This window comes from Dactylosporangium sp. CS-047395, from assembly GCF_050942185.1.
Lineage (GTDB): Bacteria > Actinomycetota > Actinomycetes > Mycobacteriales > Micromonosporaceae > Dactylosporangium.
On sequence record NZ_CP192015.1, the window covers coordinates 6,309,081 to 6,327,577 of the forward strand.

Consider the following 18,497-nt stretch of genomic DNA (forward strand, 5'->3'; position numbering starts at 1 on the left):
GGCAGGACGGACATGACCGCGATGTACGCGCAGGAGCGCACGGACTTCAGCCTGGTCTGCGACGAGTGCGGCCTGATCGTCGGCCGGCTGGCCGCGAACCTGCACAACTGGGACCTGGCGTGGAGCTTCTTCAGCCGGCACGGCTGGGTCGGCGAGCGCGCCCCGGAGGGACCGCACCGGTGCCCGCGCTGCCTGCGGGACTGCTCGCCGGTGGCCGTGGCCGGAGGCGGGGCCGCGTCCCGCTGACGGCGGCAGCGCGCCGCGCCCTCACCCGCCCCGGCTCACGGCCGCGGCAGGTGAGGGGCGCATCACGGACGACCCCGATCAGATCGTGCGGGGCGCCTTCGCGAGGTTCGTCTCGAGCTCGGCCTTGTCCTGCTTGACGACGTACGCCGGGCGGTCGCGCTCGACCCGCCAGGACTCGCTCAGCGGGCTCACGTCCACCGCGTCGAACCCGATCCGGTCGTAGAGGTCCGTGGCGAACGCGGCCGCCTCGGGGTAGTCCGAGGACACGGCCAGCGCGCGCCGGCCGGGCGTACCGGAGGGTGACCCGTCGGTGGTGATGTCGCCCGCACCGATGTGGTTGAACGCCTTGACCACCTTGGACTCGGGCAGGTGCGCCTGCAGCAGCCCAGCCGTGGTCGCCTCGCCACGGTCCAGCTCGTCGAACCGGCCGTCGCGCTCCCAGTAATAGTTGTTGGTGTCGAGCACGATCTTGCCGGCGAGGGGCTCGACGGGCACGTCGCGGTACTTGCCGAACGGTACGGTGACGACCACCACATCGCCCGCGGCGGCCGCCTCCTGCGCGGTGGCCGCGCGAGCGGACGGGCCGAGGTCCTCGATGAGCGCGGACAGCGTCTCCGGCCCGCGCGAGTTCGCGATCACCACGTCGTGCCCGAGCGCGATGACCGCCCGGGCGACCTGGCTGCCGATGTTGCCTGCCCCGATGATTCCGAATGTTGTCACGGTCGGCGCAACCGGCCTGGCCAGGCAACTATTCCCCGCACGTCGGCCTGCGGCCCGCGCCGGGCTCAGCAGAAGCGGGGCAGGTGCTTGGCGATCTGCGCCTGCCACGACGGCCAGTCGTGCGGCCACTGCGGGCCCCACACGTCGAGCTCGCACGGGATCGCCTTGTCGTGCAGCATCCCAGCCATCCGGCGGGTCTGCTCCAGCGACCCGGTGGTGTCCTCCCACTGCCCCTGCCCGCACACCAGGACCAGCGACAGCCGGGAGCGCAGCCAGTCCAGGTGGGCGCCGTGCAGGCCCGGGACGTAGTCGGCCGGGTTGTTGAAGTACGTCGCGTCGCCGCGCTCACCCCACCCCGCCCACGAGCCGACGTCGTAGTTGCCGGACAGGCAGATCGCCTGCGGGAACAGGTGGGCGTGGCGCAGGGCCAGGTTCAGCGCGTGGTACGCGCCGAGCGACGAGCCGGTCGCGATGATGTCCGGGCCGGTGTCGTCGTGCACGAACGGGACGACCTCGCCGACGATCCAGGCCTCGAACCGCTCGTGCTGCCGCGCCCGCTCCTCCAGCGGGAGGTGGCGGGCCGACCACGCGCCGGCGTCGCGGGAGTCGACGCAGTACACCTTGATCCGCCCGGCCTCGATCAGCGGGCTGAGGGTGTGCACCATGCCACGGTCGGCGTACTCGTGCGCGGTGCCACCCTCGGAGGGGAACACGAGCACGGGGCGGCCCCAGTGGCCGTACTGCACGATCCGCCCGCCGGTCAGCTGCACCTCACGCATCCGACGACCGTATCCGCCGCGGCGGCTAGCGGACCCGCGGCGGTGCGGCGAGGCGCCGGGCGGCCTCCACGACGAACTGGCGGCGGCGGGCGCGTTCCTGCTCGTCGTCCGGTCCGGCGCCGGTGATCATGCCGGCCAGCTGCGGCACCGTCTGCCACCACGCGGCGAGGGCGATCAACGCGAACACGAGGTGGGCCGGGTCCAGGCCGCCGTCGATCCGGCCGTCGCGCTGGGCGGCCGTGAAGCGCGCCACTTTCTCTCGGTAGTGCGCGGTCCGGGCCATTTCCTGCGCGGGCGGGCCGTCCTGCAGGCCTTCCCACTGCAACAGGCGGCCCAGCTCGGGGTGCGTGGCGTGGTAGTCGAACGTGGCGCCCGCGAACTCGCCGATGTCGTCCAGCCCGGCCCCGGTGAGCTGCACCCCGGCCGCGAGCCGCTCCAGCTCGGTGGACAGCACGAGGTCCCAGAGCGCCTGCTTGTCGCCGAAGTAGCTGTAGAGCCGTTCCTTGTTCACCCCGGCCCGGGCCGCGATCGCGCCGACCGTCGTGCCCTCGAGCCCGTGCGCGGCGAACTCCACGAGCGCGGCCTCCCGCAACCGGCGCCGCGTCGCCTCGGTGTCCCACGCCACCGCGCAAGCCTAACAACGCCGCCGCTCGGTGGTGGTACATTTCCAACTGCAACGTTGGAGTTGGAGATTGGAGCGACGATGACTGAGCAGATCGGCGTACCCGAGCCGGGCACGGTGGCCCTGGTGACCGGGGGCAACAGCGGCATCGGATTCCACATCGCGCGGCAGCTGCTGGAGCGCGGCGTGACCGTCTGGATCGGCGCGCGCGACCTCGACAAGGGACGGCGGGCGGCGCAGGACCTCGGCCCGGCCGTCCGCGCCGTCCAGCTCGACGTGACGCAACCGCCCTCGATCGCCGCGGCGGCCGAGCAGCTCGACACCCTCGACATCCTGGTCAACAACGCCGGCGTCAACCCGGGCGGCGAGGACATCACCGGCACCACGATCGAGCAGCTGCGGATGGCGTACGAGACCAATGTCTTCGGTCTGATCGCCGTCACGCAGGCCTTCCTCCCGGCCCTGGAACGCTCGGCGCACCCGCGCGTCGTCAACGTCTCCAGCGGCACCGGCTCACTGACCTGGAACAGCGGCCCCAACCCGCAGTTCGACTGGGAGCGCGTCCGGGGCGGCGGCCTCGCGTACCGCAGCTCGAAGACCGCGGTCAACGCCGTCACCCTGCTGACCGCGCAGGCCCTCGGCGACCGCTTCAAGGTCAACGCCCTGGCGCCGGGGCTGCGCCGCACGAACCTCTTCCCCGGCATGTCCGTCGGCGGCGACCCGGCCGAGGCCGCCACGGGTGCCGTGCGCCTCGCCCTGCTCCCCGACGACGGCCCCACCGGCGCCCTCTGGTCCTGGGACGGCACCCGGGCGCCCTGGTAACGCAGCGGCACCGAACCGGGCCGGCCGCTATCTTGCTCGGTATGCCGCCACGCGAGGTGCCCGCCGAGGAGCCGTTCGAGAGCCGCGACCTCGCACTCGGCCGTGCCCTGCGGTCCTGGGCCGACGCCCACGCGACGTCCATGGACCTCGAGCTCGAAGGTCCGCTCGACGCCCCCGGCATGGACCCGACGTGGATGCTGCGCATGTCCGGGCCGCTGCTGTACGCCGAGGTGCACCTGTTCTACGGCCCGCACGTGGACATCACCGCCGTCCGCACCGACGATCCCGACGCCGGGTTCAGCGTCGGGGGCGAGGACGGCCTCACCGGACCCCGGCTCGTCGAGATGCTCGACGACCTCGAACAGATGGGCCGGGGAGAAGCGCCACCGATGTGGCTGCGTACGGTACCTCCGGCGTGACCCGGGCTTCGTGAAGGGATTCGGTGCGATGGCGGGTTGGTCGGCGCTGTCCGGGACGCACGACTTCCTGGTACCGGACGAGGAACGCGCGCAAGCGCTGGCCGAGGAACTCGCCGCGTACGGGTTCCCCCTGGTCACCGCCTGGCCGGCGGGCATGTCGGACGGCTGGACCGTCAGGGCCGTCGACGAGGGCCCCTATCCGGTCGACGTCGTCGGTCACCGCACGATCGACGCCGTCGGCCGGCAGGCCGGATCGCGTGCACCAACCCCGGCGGTCGGCCGCCCATCCCCACGATCGTCCTCGGTCCCGCCCCGCCGCCCGCCACGCTCCCGCTCACGCCTGACCACGCCGAGGACGTCCCGATCGACCTGTCCGGGCTGGACGACATCGCCTGGGCGGACCTGGAACACGCCCAGGGCGACGCCGAGGACGTCCCGGAGCTGCTGCGGGCGCTGGCCGACCCGTACGGCGACTGGGACCTGACCCTGGACGAACTGGTCGGCGGCAAGCTGCTGCATCAGGGCACCTACTATTCGGCGACCGCTACGGCGCTGCCGTTCCTGACCCGCCTGATCGTCTCCGGGGCGCTACCGGCGAAGGAACGCCTCGACTTGTACTACGTGCTGTTCTGCGCGACCGACCGCACCGGCGCATGGGCCGACGACGTCCACCGCACCGTTGGATTGCAGCTCCCGGCCCTGCTGGCCCGCTGGGACGCCGAACCACCCGCGATCCGGTACGCCCTGGCGTGCCTGGCCGCGCTGTACCCCGACCACGCCGGCCACGTCGGCGACGACATCGCCGATCTGGCCGGGCAGGTCGCCGGAACGCAGCCAGGGGCCTACCTGAACCTGGCGCACGCTCTCGTCCAGGGCCGCGACGACGACGCCCTGGCGATCGCGACCGACATCGTCGCCTGGGACACCGCCGCCGACCCCGGCCTGCTGGACGACCCCGACCCCGACGCCACCGCCGCCGGCCGGGCGGCCTGCGTCCTGGCCACCGGAGCACTCAACGTCCTCCGCAGCACCGAATAGGACGAGCCGCGGGCGGGCCCTCAGCCGGCGGCCCCGAGCTCCTCGGCGACCCGCGTTGAGGGTCCCGGCTTCGTCCCGGCCCGGCCATGCCGCGGTGCCGACGATCGCTCCGCCCAGCAGCATCATGCCCGCGGTGGCTCCGGCCAGGGCGAGCGCGGCGGTGAAGATTTCGACGAGCCGATGCCAACCCAGCCGGGCGCAGTACCGGCCGCCAGGCGTTGGACAGTCCCGCAGGTCGCACCCGCAGCCGTACCCGGCCGCCGTTGAGCGGGCCGCGGACGACGCTGGGCGGTGCAATGGCCCGCAGGGCCGCCGTTCGGATGCTTCAGTGGCTTTCCACGCTCAGGGCGGCGTCGAATCCGGCGCCGTTGCGGGCCGCGCCGACCAGGAGCAGGCCGGCCCATTCGAGGGTGTGGGCCATGTCGAGGCCACCCACGTCGCGGGGGCGCAAATCCAGGCTCTGCAGGAATTCCGCGACGCGGGACTTCGCCTCCGCGCCGTCGCCGGCGAAGAATGCGTCCAGGGGTGTGCCTGCCGCCAGTACACCGCGGAAGATGGTATTGAAGGCCTTGACGACCTGGGCGTCCGCGGGAGCGGCGGCGGCGATCTGGTCGGTCACCGAGTTGCCGGGGCCGGTCACCAGTCCGCTCAGGTCGGCGCTGAACGGGTTGGTGATGTCGACGAGGATTTTGCCGGCCAGGGCGTCGCCGTACTGCGCGACCACGTCGGCCGCGGCGGCGTACAGGACGGCCACGATCACGATGTCGCCCGCCGGTCTGGTGCCGAACGGGGCAGTGGTGGCGCCGGGGCCGATTCGCTCGGCGAGCGCCTGTGCCTTGGCCGGGTCGCGGCTCAGGAGTTCGACGGTGTGGCCGTGCTGCGCCGCGCGGCGGCCGATGGCGTCGGCCATGTTGCCCGAGCCGATGATGCTGATGGTGCTCATGGCGTGGAATCCCTCTCGTGATGGATTTTGTCAGATGACCGTGGTGCCGCCGTCGACGACGAGTTCCATGCCGTTGACGTAGCTGGAGTCGTCGGAGGCGAGGAACAGCGCGGCCGACGCGATCTCGTCCGGGTGGCCCATCTCCCGTCGCGGGATGACGGCCTCGAATTGGGCCTTCAGCCGCTCGTCGAGGGCGTCGCGCATCATCGGGGTGGCGACCTGGCCGGGGGTCAGGACATTGACGCGGATCTTCCGGTCCCGCAGCTCGGCCACCCACACCCGCGCGTAGGCGGGCAGCACGGCCTTGCTCGCCGCGTACACGCTCCAGTCGGGATATCCCCGCAGCGACGCGTTCGAGCCCGTCATGAGGATAGAGCCGCCGTCACGCAACAGCGGCAGCGCCTTTTGTACCGTGAACAGCGTGCCCCGCGCGTTGAGCGTGAAGGCGGCGTCGAACTGGGCCTCGGTGATCTCGCCGAGCCGGCCCTGCTCGCCCGTGCCGGCGCTGGCCCACAGCACGTCGAGCGCGCCCTTCTCCCGCCGCACCGTGTCGAACAGGCGGTCCAGGTCGTCGAGGTCGGCCGCGTCGCCCGGCACGCCGGTCACGTTCCGGCCGATGTGCGCGACGGCCTCGTCGAGGGCGTCCTTGCGCCGGCCCGTGATGAAGACGTGCGCTCCCTCCTCGACGAACAGCTTGGCCCCGGCCAGCGCCATCCCGCTCGTCGCGCCGGTGATGACCGCGACCTTGCCATCGAGCTTGCCCACAACGCACTCCCAAGTTAAGTACACCGAACCGTGTGGTTAGCGTATCGGGCGTCCGGGAGGGGCGCAAGCTAAGTACACCGGTCAGTACCGGCTGGGTTATGCTCGGCTGGTGACGGAGTTGGAGAAGGGGCCGCGCGGGCTGCGCCGCGGGCGGGGCGCGCGTGAGCGCATCGTCAGCGCGTCCCAGCAGCTGTTCCGCGAGCAGGGCATCAACGGCACCGGCATGGACCAGCTGTGCGCGGCGGCCGAGGTGTCCAAGCGGACGCTGTACCAACACTTTTCCGGCAAGGACGAGCTGATCGCCGAGTGTCTGCGCCGATTCGACCCCGGCATCCTGCCGGAAGTGTTCGACCGCACCGATCTCACGCCGCGCGAACGGCTCCTCGCCGCGTTCGAGGTGCACGCGCCGCTGTGCCCGTTCATCGCGGCGGCCGTCGAGATCCCGGACCCGGGCCACCCGGCCCGGGTACTCGCCCGCGACTACAAACTCGCCTTCGCCGCCCGGTTCGCCGACGCCGCCCGCGCGGCCGGCGCCGCCGACCCCGAGCGGCTCGGTGAGCAACTGGCGCTGCTGCTGGACGGCGCCTCGGCCCGCGGCCGGGTCCTCGACGCCGACGCGTTCGCCACGGCCGCCGCCATCGCCGCCGTCCTCATCGACAACGCGCTGTCCCGCGACGGCGCTACCTGAGGGGCACCACCGTCGGCTGGCCGCCCGCCGGGGTCACCTGAACCTCCGTGGCCTCCGGCGGCAGGAGCGCGGCGTTGCGGCGCTCGCCTTGCCAAGGACCATTGCCGATCTTGTACCGCAATGTCGCGTCCTTGCGCACCGCGACGTAGCCCTGCCGGTCGGGCAGCGCGAACAGTACCGGCAGCGGCTTGCCGGCATCGGCCGAGCCGGCGTTGCCGTAGCGGATCGCGGTGCCGGAGCCGAGCGCGTAGTACAGATAGCTGGGATCGTCGGCGATCTGTTTCTCCCCGACGCTCACCGACCGGCCGTCGGGCGTGGTGCCGGTCGCGCACCACAGCGGCCGGGACGAGGGGAAGGCCGGGTCGACCCCGATCGACTCGTCCGCCGCCAGCGTCCGGCACACGTCCCACCCGGCCACGTCGGTCTGCGGCGTGTCCGGTCCGGTCAGCGGGTACCCGCCGTTCCACTGCAGGCGCCGGTCCTGTCCGGAGCAGCAGATCTCGTCGGCGAGGTTGGCCAGCCGGTACTGGAGGGGCTGCGCGGGGTCGGTGGCCGCGAGCACCTGCGTCGCGTCGGTGTCCTTCGGCACCGCCACGACCGCCACCCCGTCGTGGAACGGCAGCGGTTGCCAGTCGCGGGTGACGGTACCGTCGGGGTGGTATTCGCGCCTGGTGGAGACCTGCATCGTCTCGGTGAAGTCGATGACGACGAGCGTGGACCGGTCGGCGCCGGCGAAGAACCCGGTGACCTCCGGCGCCCCGCCCGGGCCGTAGTCGTCGTCGAGGACGGTGGGCCGCCCGTCGATGTCGGAGACGAACCCGACCAGCGTGGCCATCCGCCCGGCGTCGTTCGGCGCGAGATCCCCGTGCCGGTGCAGCAGCGCGCGCTGGGTGACCACCGCCGCCCGCCCGGCCGGCGTGCGGGCGGCCCATGTGACCTCGGGCTCGCCGCGCAGGTCGTCGAAGATCCCCCGGCTGGCGTTGTCGGACGCGCGATGGCTGCCCTTCCACGCGGCCTTCACCGAGTCCACGTACGCCCGGTCGCCGATCAGGTCGCCCCGCGTCCCCTCCCACGCCACGGCCCAGGCCGGCCCGCGTTCCGCGCGGCCGATGCCGTACCACTGCACGGCCCCACCGGCGACGGCCAGCACCAGCACGGCCGCCACCGCCGCGGAGAGGACGGTGCGCCGGCGCCGCCGGGCCCGCCCGCGCCGCCGGACGATCCGGGCCAGCTCCGGCTTCGGCTCGATCCCGCCCGCCACGTCCCGCAGCGCGGCACTGACGACGGCGGTGTCGCGGTCGGTGGTCATGCGATGCTCCCATCGGGCGAGACTGGAACGAGGACGGCCCGCAGCCGGGCCAGCCCGCGGGCGCTGTGCGACTTGACGGTGCCGACGCTGCACCCCAGCAGCTGCGCGATTTCGGCTTCGGGCCGGTCCTCGAGGTACCGCAGCACCACCACCGCCCGCTGCCGGGCCGGCAGCGCCCGCAGCACGCCGAGCACCGCCGCGTGGCTGGCGACCCGGTCGGCGTGGTCCGGCTGCGGCGCGCCCATCCCCTCGACGAGCGGCGTCTCCGGTCGTCGCCGCCGCCACCGCCACCGGTTCGTGGCCCGGTTGACGAGCGCCTGCCGCGCGTACGCCTCGGGCGAGGCCCGGATCCGCGACCACCGCACGTACATCTGTTCCAGCACGTCCTGCAGCAGGTCCTCGGCGGCCTGCCGGTCGGCGGTGAGCAAATACGCCGACCGCAGCAGCGCGCCCGCGCGGGCCTGCACGAACTCCTCGAACGCGGCGTCGTCGCCGGTACTCACACGCTCTCCCATCGGTCGCCGTCCCCATACACGACACCGCCCGGCGGCCGACGGGTTACATCGTTCGTCAATCAAGCTGGCGCAGCGCCTGCGCCACCCGGTCGTTGAAGCGTTCGTACAGTCCGTCGAGCCGGGTGTTCGCCTGCTTGGCCTCCTCCAGCGTCGCCGCCCACACGCACTCCCGCGCCGTCGCGCGGGTCTCCCGGGCCAGGGTCCGCAGCTCGTCGTCGTAGACCCGCGCGCGGGCCACCTGCAGCCGGATCTCGGCCCCCGACCAGCCGAACGCGGTCGGCGTCTCCCACTGCCGCGCCGGCCAGTCCGATGTGGACCCCATCAGTTCCAGCTGCCGATCCTGCTCGTCGTAGACCGCCTTGATCATGTCGGCCACCGCGTCCTGCAGGGCGGTGATGCTGTCGCGCTGGAAGCCGTCGCGGCGCGCGCGGCTCGCCTCGGCCCGCTCGTGCTCGCGCGCCTCGCGTTCCCGCCTTCCGGCCAGCTGCACCTGGTACACGGCGACGACCGACGTCGACACCGACCCGAGCAGGACACCGACGAGCCCGAACACCGCCTCAGCCGCCACGCCCCCGATTCTGCATCCTGCTCCGAGCGGCCGCCCGCGGGGCGTCTCCGATACGGTTGCCGGATGCGGCGGGTCAACGATGAGACGGTTCTGGCGGTCGGCCGGCTGACGCTGGCCGCGACCGAGCTCGAATACGTCCTGGCGTGGATCGGAGCCGATCAGGCGGGCGGCGACCAGGCGGCCATCTTCGCCGTACCCGGAGAGCCGTTGCGGGCCGCGCGCGGCTCGGTGCAGTTCGCGCCGCCGCACCAGCGGGACGAGTTCGTCGGCCTCGTCGACGCCGCCGGAACCTACCTGGCGCAGAGCCACGCCGCGGTCCGGGCGATGTGGATGGAGCACAGCATCGTCAGCGCGACGACGTTCGACGAGATCGCCGGACTGCTGTTGCGGTGCCGGGACCGGCTCCAGGTACTCCTCGACGAGGCGGGCCACGCGCCGGTCGCCTGACGCCCGGCGATCTCCCCCACTTTGGCCCGGCTCCACATTTCGGGGGACCATGTTGCGGTGGACGCTCGGGATTCGGTGCTCTCCATCGCGATCGGGGCGGTGTACGCAGGGTGGGGTGCCGTGCTCTTCGGTGACGTCCTTGGGCTGGCGTCGTGGGCGGCCCGCCTGCTGCGCCGGTCGCGGTTCTCGTGGTCCGGGCGGCAACCGTCGCCGCCGATGACGGAGCGCCAGTCCCTGCGGTTGGTCCGCTTCATTGCCGCGTCCTTCATCGCGTTCGGCACGATCCTGTTGCTCATCGCAATCCGCACGCTGATCGGCTTGATCGGCTTCCCGGAACGCTGATATGCAACCAGGTCAAGGTCACGGTGTCGTACTGCCGTCCGTCCGCCGCCTGGTCGGCCTGACGTGCACGGCGCGCACGACGGCAGCAGCGAGCAGCACCGCGCCGGCCGCCACCACGGCGGTACCGGCAAATGTCACCGATGCAACGCGACCTCGCGGCGTTGCCGCACGTTGTCGAGAATGCTGACACTCACCTGGCTCGGCAGGTCGATCAGCGGGCGCAGGTGTCGTCCGCGACCGCGCTGACGTTGACTCGCCGCAACTTGCTCAACGCCGCCAGCGGCGTCACCGACCGCACCGGCCCGACCCGCAGGTCCTCCAACTCGACCAGCTCGGCGATCGGTTCGAGGGACAACGGATCGGTCATCCTCACGTTCGGCACGACCAGGACACGAAGCGCGGGCAGCGCCGGCAGCGCCTCCAGCGATGCGACGTTCACGTCGATGAGTTCCAGTTGCCGTAGTCCCGGCGCCCCCTCAATGCCGCGCAGCGCGAGCGCGCCGTAGCGCCCGTCGACCCGGAAGGACCGCAGTGCGGATGCCGCCGCCAGGAACGTGAGGTCGCTGCCGCGGAAGGGGTCCACGATCAGGGTTTCCAGCCGCGTCAGGACTTCGATGCCCTCCAGTCCGGGCCGCTCCCCCACCACCAATGCGTCCAGCAGCGGCGTCCGCTCCACCGCAAGTGGCTTCTTCGATCCCGTCAGCAGCCGCAGCCCACGCAGCTGCGGTACCTCGAACACGGCGCTGTCGTCCCGCATCGGCCCGACGATCGAGACGCGTTCGAGGCCCGGCAGATCCCGGAGGAAAGCAAGGTCGAGACTGCGCCCGACCGCGCTGTCGAACGAGAGGTAGACGGCGTCACATCCACGGTCGGCGAACCGTCGCGTGTCGTCGGGCTGCCAGGCGCTGTTCGACAGCAGGTACTCGCCCGGGTTCACCGTGAACGTCATTCAGATGACACCGAGCGCTGCTTGGAGCTGTTGGATTTCGTCGCTGGTGTGGGTGTATCCGGGGTGGTCGACGAAGCTTCCGACCCGGACCCCCTGCTCCGTCAGCTTGACCAGCGGCGTCATGTCCCGGTCGAGGACGTCCTCGCCGACGGCGACGGATTGCAACGCCGGCATGTCGAGCAGGGGCGCCAGGGACCGGATCGGCCGTTGCATCGCCAGCCGGATCTCGTACAGCCGCGGCAGGGCGGTGAGGGGACGCAGGTCGAGCGGTTCGGAACTCGCCTCGCCCGGAACGCCGGTGAGATGGATGTCCGTCAGCTTCGCAAGGCCCGCCAACGGGCCGAGGTTCTCGATGGTCGCGCCGAGCGCCATGACCGAGCGAAGGCTGACGCAGTCCTCAATGCCGTCGAGCGCGAACCGGCCCCGGCGGGCGTCGATGCGCAGTGCGCGCAGGCGGGGCAGGTTCCGGACGCAGCGCAGGTCGGGGTACTTGAAGTTGACCAGGCTCAGGTGCGTCAGCCCCACTGCACCGGGTATGCCCTCTTCCACGCCGGGCCGGGCCCGCACGGTCAGGCCCCACAGGTTCGGCAGCCGATCGAGTCGCAGCGGCTTCTTGCAGATCGTCAGGAGTTCCAGTTCCTCGATCTCCGGTCGCGCGAAGACCGCCGTGTCGTCGTACATCGGCACGTCGATGTGCAGCGACCGGACCGGGCGGCGGATCTGGGCGAGGAAGTGCAGGTCCACCTTCGCGGCCCGGTACGCGGAGCGGCTGCACATCAACCTGATGCCGGTGAAGCCGTCCCGGCCCGAGTCGTAGCGTTCGGTGTCGGCGTCGGACCACGGCCGGTCGGTCACCCAAACCCACGTGTAGGTCTGGTCGACCCAGCCTTCATCGTCCATCGGCACCATCCCGGAGTTGCCCCTGCCGACGAGCGTATTCCCGTCCGCTCCCTGATATCCCCTGATGGGCGGATTAGGAGGATCTCTATATGCTCGTCGGCATGTCGAGTTCGGGAGCCGCCGGCGTCACGGTCCTGCTGTGGGTGCTGGGATGCGTGTCGCTCTACCTCGTGGTCCGGGCCGCGGTTCGCGCCGGGATCGAGGACGCCTGGAAGCGGCGTGCGCAGCGGGAGAACCCCGAACCGTAGGCTCAGCTTCGCGGGCGCAGGCTCACCAGGAGTACGGCGCCGGCGACCGCCGCGACGCCGCCGACGATCAGCGGGGTTCCGGCCCCGGCGTGGTCGACCACCACGCCCCCGACCGCGGCGCCCAGGGCGATGGCGACGTTGCAGACCGTCACGATCAGGCCGCCGATCTGTTCGAGCCGGTCGGGCTCGCTGCGGGCGCCCCAGCTCAGCACGGTGGTGGGCACGCCGCCGAACCCGAGGCCCCACAGCGCGGCGGCGAGGAACAGGCCGGCGACCGCTGCCCCGGTGACGTGCATGACGAGCATGCCCGCCCCGAGTACCGCAGGAAAGAGCAGGACGCCCGCCCGCGGCGCGCGGTCGGCCAGCGGACCGGCCAGTACCGTGCCCAGGAAGTTGGCGACTCCGAACACGAGCAGCAACAGCGCCAAACCGTCGGCGTCGATGCCGGACAGGCTGTCGACGGCCGGGCGGATGTAGGTGAACCCGGTGAAGTGGCCGCTGAAGATCAGCAGGATCGCGGCCAGACCCGCCAGGACCAGGCCGGAGCGCAGGACCGAGCCGAGCGCGCGCAGCCCGCCCGCCCCGGTGGACGCGACCGGTGGGAGCGTCGCCGCCTGCACGACGAGCGCGAGCACCCCGAGGCCGGCGCCGAGCAGGAACACGCCGCGCCAGCCCCACACGTCGCCGAGCCAGGCTCCCAGTGGTACGGCCGCGACTGTGGCCACCGCCACCCCGGAGTTGATCACGGTCAGCGCGCGGCCGAGCCGATGGGCGGGCACCAGCTGCGCGGCCACCGCGGTGGCCATGGCCCAGAATCCGCCGAGCGCGACGCCGAGCAGCAGCCGCGCGGCCAGCAGGACGAACAGGTTCGGGGCGACGGCGACGATCAGATTTGACAGTACGGCCAGCAGGGTCAAGCCGATCATCACCCGCCGCCGGTCGGCGCGGGGCAGGACCGTCGCGATGAGCAGCGCGGACAGGGCACCGGCGAACGCGGTCACGCTGACCGCCTGCCCCGCGGCACCGGCCGACACGTCCAGGCCTTCGGCGATGCGGGGCAGCAGGCTGGCCGGGAGAAACTCGGAGGTGACGATGGCGAAGATGCCCAGGCCCAGCGAGACGACGCCGGCCCAGGACGCGCGCCGGCTGTCCGCCGGCGCGTCGGCCGGCGTGGTGGTGGTATCGGTCATCATGTTTCCTTCAGCGCAGGTGGGACGGGGTCAGAAGGGCAGTTCGCCGTGCTCGTCGCGCAGCGTTCCCGTCGGGCCGTCCGGGCCGAGCGTGGCCAGCCGCACCACGACCGCGGCGCTGTCGGCCGCGGGCCGCCCGATGCCGAAGGCGGCGGTCATGTCGGTGGCGGTGGTCCCGGGCTCCAGCGCGTTGAACCTGATGCCCGGCTCGGACTTGGCGTACTGGATGGTCAGCATCGTGGCCGCGGCCTTGGACGCCGCGTAGAGCGCCAGCGGCATGGCGTACTCCGGCCGCTCGGGGTTGGTCACCGCCCAGAACGACCCCATGCTGCTGGACACCGTGACCACGTTGGGATTCGCGGACTTGCGCAGCAGCGGCAGCGCCGCCTCGGTGACCCGCACCACGCCCACCGCGTTGACGTCGAACGCCCGCAGCGCCGCCGGGCCGTCGGCCGTCTCGTTCGCCAGGATGCCCGCGTTGTGCACCAGGACGTCGAGCCGGCCCTCGGCCGCGCCGATGCTGGCGAGGGCGCCGGCCACCGACGCGTCGTCGGTCACGTCCAGCGGCACGAACCGCGCCCCGAGCGTCGCCGCGGCCTGCTCGCCCCGCGCGGGGTCGCGCGCGCCGAGGTACACCGTGTGGCCCAGCGCCAGCAGCTGGCGGGCAGTCTCGAACCCGATGCCCTTGTTGGCTCCCGTGATCAGCGTGACGGTCATTGGTCTGCGTCTCCTGTCGTATCACATCGCCCGGACCGGGCCGTCGTGGACGTTAGGAGCGCCGCCGGACGTGAACCAGAGCACTGCGGTGCCAGGGGTATGTCAGGGCCCCCTCTGTGCCGCGTCCGGCGTCTTACGCTGGGAGGGTGAGTGCGACGACCAACGCCCTCGGGGCGTACCTGCGGGCCCGGCGCGAACGGGTGACGCCCCAGCAGGCGGGCCTGCCGGACGCGGGCGTACGGCGAGTGCCGGGACTGCGCCGCGAGGAGGTCGCCATGCTCGCCGGCATCAGCGCCGACTACTACCTGCGGCTGGAACGGGGCCGCAACCGCAATCCCTCCGTGCAGGTACTGGAATCCATCGCCCGTGTTCTGCACCTGGACGAGGAGCACTTCGCGCACCTGCTGGCCCTGGCCTGCGAGGCACCCCGCCGGCACATCAGCCGGTCCCGCCGGCAGGCCCCGCCGCCCGGCGCGCTCAAGCTGATGGAGTCGCTCGTCCAGCCCGCGTTCATCGAGGACCGGTACTTCGACATCCTGGCCTCGAACAGCCTCGCCCGGGCCCTGTCCCCCGGCCTGGCCGCGGGCGGCAACCAGCTGCGCGACCTGTTCCTGGACCCGGCCGAGCAGGCGCTGTACCCGGACTGGCAGCACGTCACCGAGTGCTTCATCGCCAGCCTGCGCCAGGCGGTGGGCACCGACGTCGACGACCCCCGCTTCATCGAGCTGACGGGCGAGCTCGCGCTGGCCAGCCCGCGCTTCCGCCAGCTCTGGGGCCGCCACGAGGTACGGGGGCAGCGCGGGACGCCGATCCGCCTGCACCACCCGCAGGTCGGCGACCTGTCACTGAACCGCGAGCGGCTGCGCATCGACGGGACCGACGGGCTGATGCTCGTCGTCTACCACCCCGACGCCGGTACCGGCGACGCCGACAAACTGGCGCTGCTGGCCTCGGCGGGCCTGCCCACCGCGAACGCCGACCACCGGCCCCGGCGCGCCACTACGCCACCGGCCGCCGACACGCCGGGCGGCGACGCAGGCCGCTCAAGGGCTGCTTGAGGTCGGCTCCTCGCGGGGCAGCCGTAGCGGCAGCGGTTCCCGGACCGGCAGTTCCTGCTGGCCCCGGACGACCACCAGGTGCTCGAGGCACTCGACGAGGGCCGGCGCGACGCCCGGGTCCACGGCGGCCGGGCCCTGGTAGACCGCACGTACCATCCAGCGCGGGCCGTTGACGCCGACAAACCGGATGTCGATCAGGCCGTCGGGTGTGCGCACCCGGGCGTACAGCTCGATCCCGTAGACGCCCTCGACCTCCTTGGCCGCTACGCCGTCCTCGGATAGTTGCGCATGAATTTCGCCGCGCACCTCGTCCCAGATGCCCTCGTTGCGCGGCGCGGCGAACACCCCGAGTTGCAGGGCACTCTCACCGTTGACGAGTACGACCTGCTGGATGCGTCCCTCCTCGTCGCTCTGCACCCGTACCTCGACGTCATCGACGACGGGAAGGAGCAGCGCGCCGAGGTCGAGCTGGGTGATCCCGGCGGGGGCCTCGGTCTCATCGTACGGCCCCACAGCCGGCGCCTTCTCGGCCTCTGCCCGGGGCACGGGTGCACCAAGCAGCGTGCTGAGCGCCACCCGGGCAGCCGCCTGCTTGCCGGGGTCCTCGGACTCCAACCACTGCGAAATCTTGACGACCGCATCGAACCGGACATCCCGGTCCGTGCTCACGAAAGCGGCCCGAACGTCGGCTGGAAGCTCCGCCGGCTCCACGACCAACCGTCGCCCGCTCCTGGCGAGCATGATCTCGCCTTCGCCGTGATCCATGTTGATCTGCGGCGTCTGTGCGGTGCCGCCGCGCCGCACCTGTTCGTAGACGTACCGGTAGGCGTCCTCGACGGAGACATAACCTCGGCGACGCAGGTCCGCTTCACCGCTTCGCAGCCCGTCGACCAGGGCGGCGGTGAACACCGATCGGCTCGTGTCGGCACCGGGCAGTGGCTCACCCTCGTACGAGTATTCCGCCGCTCCCGAGGCTGTCAGCACGACCCGGCCACGGCCGCCGAGCCACGACGCGACCTGCATCTCGGGATTGCCCTTCATCCGCCCGATGGCGCCGCTGAAACAGCAGTCCAGGATCAGCACCTGCTGCGTGGCCCGACACTTCCGCAGCCTCCCCATCAGCCACGTCGAGGCGATCGCGGTCGAGTCGAGCATCGCCTTGTCCGTGTCGACGGCCGCGAAGTAGAAGTCTCCCCATTCGTCGAGCAGCCCGTGGCAGGACAGGTAGATCAGCACCAACTCGCCCGGCTTCCGGCCGGCCAGGAACTGATCGATCCGCCGGCGCTGCTGAGCCTCCGTGGCGTCCTGCACGATCGTGACGGCAAACCCGCCGATGTGCGGACTTCCCAGTACCTCGGCCATCTCGACCGCGTCGGTGGCCGGCGCGCGCAGCCGGGCCAGCTGACGATCGCCATACGCGGAGGTCGCGATGATCAGCGCATGGCGTGTCGTCGGCGATGTGTCAGACCCGCTCGACATCGGCTACCGGCACGGTCACGACTTGTCCTCGATCCGCCGCAGGTAGGCGGCGACCAGGCCGTCGCGCTCTTCCTTGGTGAACGACCCCGTGATGCGGTGCCCATCGATCTCGATCTCGATCTCCGCCGGCTGGCGGCTTAGCCACGACGAGATCACTGCCATCAGACTCTGCGCGACCGTGGGAGCCAATGCCACCACGAGAGCGCCGATGGCGAGCGTCTCGGCAGATTTCGTGCCCGCCGGAGCCATCGCGACAGGACCGGCCGTGACGTCGTCCACATCGAGATCGACGATCTCGGTCCGCAAGCTGCGGGTGAGCCGCTCCACGTACTCGCCGTCCAGTCCGGGGGCGATGACACGCAGGGAGATGTCTGCTGGATTCAAGAAGACTCGCAGAGTGAGATGTCAGACGACGGGGGATGAACAGGACAATAGCAAGGCCGTGCCCGAGCCGCTTCGACCGCACGGTGACGAAGCGCTGCCCAGAAGTGTTGGCGAACCCTCACCCGGTAGGGTCGGCAAGCGCGCCGGGGCACCAGCCGACCATCGCCGATCCCCCACCGCGCTGCCGCCCATCCGTGCGTCGGCCGCGAGTCGCGCGATCAGGCGGACGGATCAGCGCCCGGTGATGATCAGATAGGCGATGGTGCCGATGAAGCCGACCACCGCGAGGGCAAAGAGCACCCCGATGACGCGGAAGACCCCGGCGGCGAAGCGGCCGGCGGCAGTGCGGGGCCGGTAGCCGGTGTTCACCGGGTACCCGCGGCCAGTCTCCCGGAATCGCCGCGACGACTCCTGGTGCTGGCGCATGGCGTGCTGATGAGCCTGCTGGGCGTGCTGAGCGGCCTGGTTGTGGGCGTGCTGAGCGGCTTGCTGGTGGGCCTGCTGCCACGGTTGCATGATCAGTCCTCCGGTCGGGTTCCTTCCTGACAGAGACCCGTGCCGCCCAGAAAATACAGCCGGCCCGCAACGACGTGCGGACCCGCAGTGGGCTCGTGGACGAGGCCTGGCGTGTGTTGCTCGGGAGTCTGGAATTGGACCAAGGCCGGACAGCGTTCGCGTGCGTCGATACCTTGGCCGCCATGAACCTGCGTACGGGCACCACCCTGACGGTCGGCCTGGTCGCCGGCATACTGCTGCTGACCGCCTGCGGCGACGCGTCGGCGCCCGCGCAGTCCGGTGGTGCCACGGCGAGTACAGCTGCGGCTCCGGCTCCTGCCACCACGGCGGCGGCCGCGGGCGGCGCGATCAAGGACGCGTGCGTCCTCGTGAGCGTGGACGAGGCGGCCTCCGCCAGCGGGCTGAGTGGCCTGAAGCAGCAGGAGAGTACGGCCGCCTTCTGCAGCTACCAGAAGGGTAACCAGGCCGTCGACGTCAGCGTGGTGCGGGCGCCGTACACGAAGGCCTCGGTCGACGCGGCCAAGGCCGGCCTGGACTCCCCCGCGACCGACCTGCCGGGCGTCGGTGACGCGGCGTTCGTGGCGAAGGAGCAGGCGGGCGTCGGCTTCGGCGACACGTGGGCGCGCGGGTACTACATCGAGATCCGGGTGCAGTCCACGGCGAAGGACCCGGTGGCGGCGGCCGGTGTGCTGCTCAAGACGGCGGTCAGCCACATCCCGAACTCCTGACCGGGACCACACCCGCGCTCCCGGTTCAGGCCGGCTCGGCCGGGCGGGCAGCACGTCCCGCCGGTCGTTGCTGTCGTCGACCATCGCGAACAGCCGGTAGTCGAC

25 protein-coding genes and 1 pseudogene are annotated in these 18,497 nt (G+C 71.8%); 10 read left to right on the top strand and 16 right to left on the bottom strand.

Features of this window, described 5'->3' with window-relative positions; all coding sequences use genetic code 11:
* The first annotated feature begins 12 nt into the window (after nucleotides 1–12).
* Complete coding sequence (locus ACQP00_RS29580) at nucleotides 13–246, top strand: hypothetical protein (RefSeq protein WP_433200891.1); 234 nt, start codon at nucleotides 13–15, stop codon at nucleotides 244–246.
* A 78-nt stretch (nucleotides 247–324) separates the two neighbouring features.
* On the opposite strand, the gene ACQP00_RS29585 is transcribed toward ACQP00_RS29580, so the two are convergent.
* The 3 genes from ACQP00_RS29585 to ACQP00_RS29595 all read right to left on the bottom strand — a co-directional run bounded on the left by ACQP00_RS29585 (nucleotide 325) and on the right by ACQP00_RS29595 (nucleotide 2,370).
* The gene (locus ACQP00_RS29585; protein WP_433200894.1) at nucleotides 325–966 is read right to left on the bottom strand and encodes an NADPH-dependent F420 reductase; all 642 of its coding nucleotides are present in this window, start codon (nucleotides 964–966) and stop codon (nucleotides 325–327) included.
* Nucleotides 967–1,031: 65 nt separating this feature from the next.
* Nucleotides 1,032–1,745, bottom strand: coding sequence for an esterase family protein (locus ACQP00_RS29590; RefSeq protein WP_433200897.1), 714 nt, complete (start codon nucleotides 1,743–1,745; stop codon nucleotides 1,032–1,034).
* A 25-nt stretch (nucleotides 1,746–1,770) separates the two neighbouring features.
* Nucleotides 1,771–2,370: a TetR family transcriptional regulator gene (locus ACQP00_RS29595; protein WP_433200900.1), complete on the bottom strand. Its 600-nt coding sequence runs from the start codon at nucleotides 2,368–2,370 to the stop codon at nucleotides 1,771–1,773.
* Between the two features lie 78 nt (nucleotides 2,371–2,448).
* Between ACQP00_RS29595 and ACQP00_RS29600 the strand changes: the two genes are divergently transcribed.
* From ACQP00_RS29600 to ACQP00_RS29610, 3 genes are read left to right on the top strand one after another with little or no spacing between them, the layout of a single operon-like run.
* Entirely contained in the window at nucleotides 2,449–3,189 is a 741-nt protein-coding gene (locus ACQP00_RS29600; protein ID WP_433200903.1) for an SDR family NAD(P)-dependent oxidoreductase, read from the top strand.
* Nucleotides 3,190–3,230: 41 nt separating this feature from the next.
* Nucleotides 3,231–3,608: a hypothetical protein gene (locus ACQP00_RS29605; RefSeq protein WP_433200906.1), complete on the top strand. Its 378-nt coding sequence runs from the start codon at nucleotides 3,231–3,233 to the stop codon at nucleotides 3,606–3,608.
* A 36-nt stretch (nucleotides 3,609–3,644) separates the two neighbouring features.
* Nucleotides 3,645–4,646 carry a hypothetical protein gene (locus ACQP00_RS29610; protein WP_433200909.1) on the top strand — a complete coding sequence of 334 codons (1,002 nt, stop codon included), beginning with the start codon at nucleotides 3,645–3,647 and terminating at the stop codon, nucleotides 4,644–4,646.
* Nucleotides 4,647–4,971: 325 nt separating this feature from the next.
* Here the strand turns inward: ACQP00_RS29610 and ACQP00_RS29615 are convergent, their stop codons facing one another.
* Nucleotides 4,972–5,589 (bottom strand): NADPH-dependent F420 reductase, encoded by a 618-nt coding sequence (locus tag ACQP00_RS29615; protein WP_433200912.1) that lies wholly within the window; start codon nucleotides 5,587–5,589, stop codon nucleotides 4,972–4,974.
* Nucleotides 5,590–5,619: 30 nt separating this feature from the next.
* Nucleotides 5,620–6,354: an SDR family NAD(P)-dependent oxidoreductase gene (locus ACQP00_RS29620; RefSeq protein ID WP_433200915.1), complete on the bottom strand. Its 735-nt coding sequence runs from the start codon at nucleotides 6,352–6,354 to the stop codon at nucleotides 5,620–5,622.
* A gap of 109 nt (nucleotides 6,355–6,463) precedes the next feature.
* Between ACQP00_RS29620 and ACQP00_RS29625 the strand changes: the two genes are divergently transcribed.
* Entirely contained in the window at nucleotides 6,464–7,042 is a 579-nt protein-coding gene (locus tag ACQP00_RS29625; RefSeq protein ID WP_433200918.1) for a TetR/AcrR family transcriptional regulator, read from the top strand.
* Here ACQP00_RS29625 and ACQP00_RS29630 read toward each other — a convergent pair.
* The 3 genes from ACQP00_RS29630 to ACQP00_RS29640 form a co-directional block, all read right to left on the bottom strand.
* The gene (locus tag ACQP00_RS29630) at nucleotides 7,035–8,351 is read right to left on the bottom strand and encodes a hypothetical protein (protein ID WP_433200921.1); all 1,317 of its coding nucleotides are present in this window, start codon (nucleotides 8,349–8,351) and stop codon (nucleotides 7,035–7,037) included. The two genes, ACQP00_RS29625 and ACQP00_RS29630, sit on opposite strands and share 8 nt — an antisense overlap.
* Nucleotides 8,348–8,854, bottom strand: a complete 507-nt coding sequence (locus tag ACQP00_RS29635) for a SigE family RNA polymerase sigma factor (RefSeq protein WP_433200924.1) — start codon at nucleotides 8,852–8,854, stop codon at nucleotides 8,348–8,350. Before ACQP00_RS29635 ends, ACQP00_RS29630 begins: the two co-directional genes overlap by 4 nt.
* A 67-nt stretch (nucleotides 8,855–8,921) precedes the next feature.
* The gene (locus ACQP00_RS29640) at nucleotides 8,922–9,434 is read right to left on the bottom strand and encodes a hypothetical protein (protein ID WP_433200927.1); all 513 of its coding nucleotides are present in this window, start codon (nucleotides 9,432–9,434) and stop codon (nucleotides 8,922–8,924) included.
* Between the two features lie 63 nt (nucleotides 9,435–9,497).
* Here ACQP00_RS29640 and ACQP00_RS29645 point away from each other — a divergent pair, with 63 nt between their 5' ends.
* On the top strand, nucleotides 9,498–9,881 hold the full coding sequence (locus ACQP00_RS29645) for a hypothetical protein (protein WP_433200930.1): 384 nt from the start codon (nucleotides 9,498–9,500) through the stop codon (nucleotides 9,879–9,881).
* Nucleotides 9,882–9,956: 75 nt separating this feature from the next.
* Nucleotides 9,957–10,223, top strand: coding sequence for a hypothetical protein (locus ACQP00_RS29650; RefSeq protein WP_433200933.1), 267 nt, complete (start codon nucleotides 9,957–9,959; stop codon nucleotides 10,221–10,223).
* A gap of 211 nt (nucleotides 10,224–10,434) precedes the next feature.
* Here the strand turns inward: ACQP00_RS29650 and ACQP00_RS29655 are convergent, their stop codons facing one another.
* The gene (locus ACQP00_RS29655; RefSeq protein WP_433200936.1) at nucleotides 10,435–11,172 is read right to left on the bottom strand and encodes a hypothetical protein; all 738 of its coding nucleotides are present in this window, start codon (nucleotides 11,170–11,172) and stop codon (nucleotides 10,435–10,437) included.
* Nucleotides 11,173–12,072: a hypothetical protein gene (locus tag ACQP00_RS29660; protein ID WP_433200939.1), complete on the bottom strand. Its 900-nt coding sequence runs from the start codon at nucleotides 12,070–12,072 to the stop codon at nucleotides 11,173–11,175.
* A gap of 101 nt (nucleotides 12,073–12,173) precedes the next feature.
* Here ACQP00_RS29660 and ACQP00_RS29665 point away from each other — a divergent pair, with 101 nt between their 5' ends.
* Nucleotides 12,174–12,320 (top strand): hypothetical protein, encoded by a 147-nt coding sequence (locus tag ACQP00_RS29665; protein ID WP_433200942.1) that lies wholly within the window; start codon nucleotides 12,174–12,176, stop codon nucleotides 12,318–12,320.
* A 2-nt stretch (nucleotides 12,321–12,322) separates the two neighbouring features.
* Here the strand turns inward: ACQP00_RS29665 and ACQP00_RS29670 are convergent, their stop codons facing one another.
* Both ACQP00_RS29670 and ACQP00_RS29675 read right to left on the bottom strand, forming a co-directional pair.
* Nucleotides 12,323–13,510 carry an MFS transporter gene (locus ACQP00_RS29670; RefSeq protein ID WP_433200945.1) on the bottom strand — a complete coding sequence of 396 codons (1,188 nt, stop codon included), beginning with the start codon at nucleotides 13,508–13,510 and terminating at the stop codon, nucleotides 12,323–12,325.
* A gap of 30 nt (nucleotides 13,511–13,540) precedes the next feature.
* Nucleotides 13,541–14,227 (bottom strand): SDR family NAD(P)-dependent oxidoreductase, encoded by a 687-nt coding sequence (locus ACQP00_RS29675; protein ID WP_433200948.1) that lies wholly within the window; start codon nucleotides 14,225–14,227, stop codon nucleotides 13,541–13,543.
* 146 nt (nucleotides 14,228–14,373) lie between these two features.
* Here ACQP00_RS29675 and ACQP00_RS29680 point away from each other — a divergent pair, with 146 nt between their 5' ends.
* Nucleotides 14,374–15,285, top strand: coding sequence for a helix-turn-helix domain-containing protein (locus ACQP00_RS29680; RefSeq protein WP_433200951.1), 912 nt, complete (start codon nucleotides 14,374–14,376; stop codon nucleotides 15,283–15,285).
* Here the strand turns inward: ACQP00_RS29680 and ACQP00_RS29685 are convergent.
* The 4 genes and pseudogenes from ACQP00_RS29685 to ACQP00_RS29700 all read right to left on the bottom strand — a co-directional run bounded on the left by ACQP00_RS29685 (nucleotide 15,271) and on the right by ACQP00_RS29700 (nucleotide 17,664).
* Nucleotides 15,271–15,861: a DUF3710 domain-containing protein gene (locus ACQP00_RS29685; RefSeq protein WP_433224040.1), complete on the bottom strand. Its 591-nt coding sequence runs from the start codon at nucleotides 15,859–15,861 to the stop codon at nucleotides 15,271–15,273. The two genes, ACQP00_RS29680 and ACQP00_RS29685, sit on opposite strands and share 15 nt — an antisense overlap.
* A 249-nt stretch (nucleotides 15,862–16,110) precedes the next feature.
* A pseudogene (locus tag ACQP00_RS29690) lies at nucleotides 16,111–16,764 on the bottom strand (caspase family protein); the annotation flags it as partial.
* Between the two features lie 15 nt (nucleotides 16,765–16,779).
* Entirely contained in the window at nucleotides 16,780–17,148 is a 369-nt protein-coding gene (locus ACQP00_RS29695) for a hypothetical protein (RefSeq protein WP_433200954.1), read from the bottom strand.
* Between the two features lie 231 nt (nucleotides 17,149–17,379).
* A complete protein-coding gene (locus tag ACQP00_RS29700; protein ID WP_433200957.1) occupies nucleotides 17,380–17,664 on the bottom strand; it encodes a hypothetical protein in 285 nt (94 codons plus the stop codon).
* A gap of 182 nt (nucleotides 17,665–17,846) precedes the next feature.
* On the opposite strand from ACQP00_RS29700, the gene ACQP00_RS29705 reads away from it, so the two are divergent.
* Entirely contained in the window at nucleotides 17,847–18,392 is a 546-nt protein-coding gene (locus ACQP00_RS29705) for a DUF3558 family protein (RefSeq protein WP_433200960.1), read from the top strand.
* Nucleotides 18,393–18,497: the final 105 nt, after the last annotated feature.

What these genes read in the sequence shown, in the direction of transcription:
- ACQP00_RS29580 (WP_433200891.1), top strand. Translation starts at nt 13, where the DNA reads ATGACCGCGATGTACGCGCAGGAGCGCACGGACTTCAGCCTGGTCTGC.
- ACQP00_RS29590 (WP_433200897.1), bottom strand. Translation starts at nt 1,745, where the DNA reads ATGCGTGAGGTGCAGCTGACCGGCGGGCGGATCGTGCAGTACGGCCAC.
- ACQP00_RS29600 (WP_433200903.1), top strand. Translation starts at nt 2,449, where the DNA reads ATGACTGAGCAGATCGGCGTACCCGAGCCGGGCACGGTGGCCCTGGTG.
- ACQP00_RS29605 (WP_433200906.1), top strand. Translation starts at nt 3,231, where the DNA reads ATGCCGCCACGCGAGGTGCCCGCCGAGGAGCCGTTCGAGAGCCGCGAC.
- ACQP00_RS29615 (WP_433200912.1), bottom strand. Translation starts at nt 5,589, where the DNA reads ATGAGCACCATCAGCATCATCGGCTCGGGCAACATGGCCGACGCCATC.
- ACQP00_RS29630 (WP_433200921.1), bottom strand. Translation starts at nt 8,351, where the DNA reads ATGACCACCGACCGCGACACCGCCGTCGTCAGTGCCGCGCTGCGGGAC.
- ACQP00_RS29645 (WP_433200930.1), top strand. Translation starts at nt 9,498, where the DNA reads ATGCGGCGGGTCAACGATGAGACGGTTCTGGCGGTCGGCCGGCTGACG.
- ACQP00_RS29655 (WP_433200936.1), bottom strand. Translation starts at nt 11,172, where the DNA reads ATGACGTTCACGGTGAACCCGGGCGAGTACCTGCTGTCGAACAGCGCC.
- ACQP00_RS29660 (WP_433200939.1), bottom strand. Translation starts at nt 12,072, where the DNA reads ATGGACGATGAAGGCTGGGTCGACCAGACCTACACGTGGGTTTGGGTG.
- ACQP00_RS29665 (WP_433200942.1), top strand. Translation starts at nt 12,174, where the DNA reads ATGTCGAGTTCGGGAGCCGCCGGCGTCACGGTCCTGCTGTGGGTGCTG.
- ACQP00_RS29670 (WP_433200945.1), bottom strand. Translation starts at nt 13,510, where the DNA reads ATGACCGATACCACCACCACGCCGGCCGACGCGCCGGCGGACAGCCGG.
- ACQP00_RS29675 (WP_433200948.1), bottom strand. Translation starts at nt 14,227, where the DNA reads ATGACCGTCACGCTGATCACGGGAGCCAACAAGGGCATCGGGTTCGAG.
- ACQP00_RS29700 (WP_433200957.1), bottom strand. Translation starts at nt 17,664, where the DNA reads ATGCAACCGTGGCAGCAGGCCCACCAGCAAGCCGCTCAGCACGCCCAC.
- ACQP00_RS29705 (WP_433200960.1), top strand. Translation starts at nt 17,847, where the DNA reads ATGAACCTGCGTACGGGCACCACCCTGACGGTCGGCCTGGTCGCCGGC.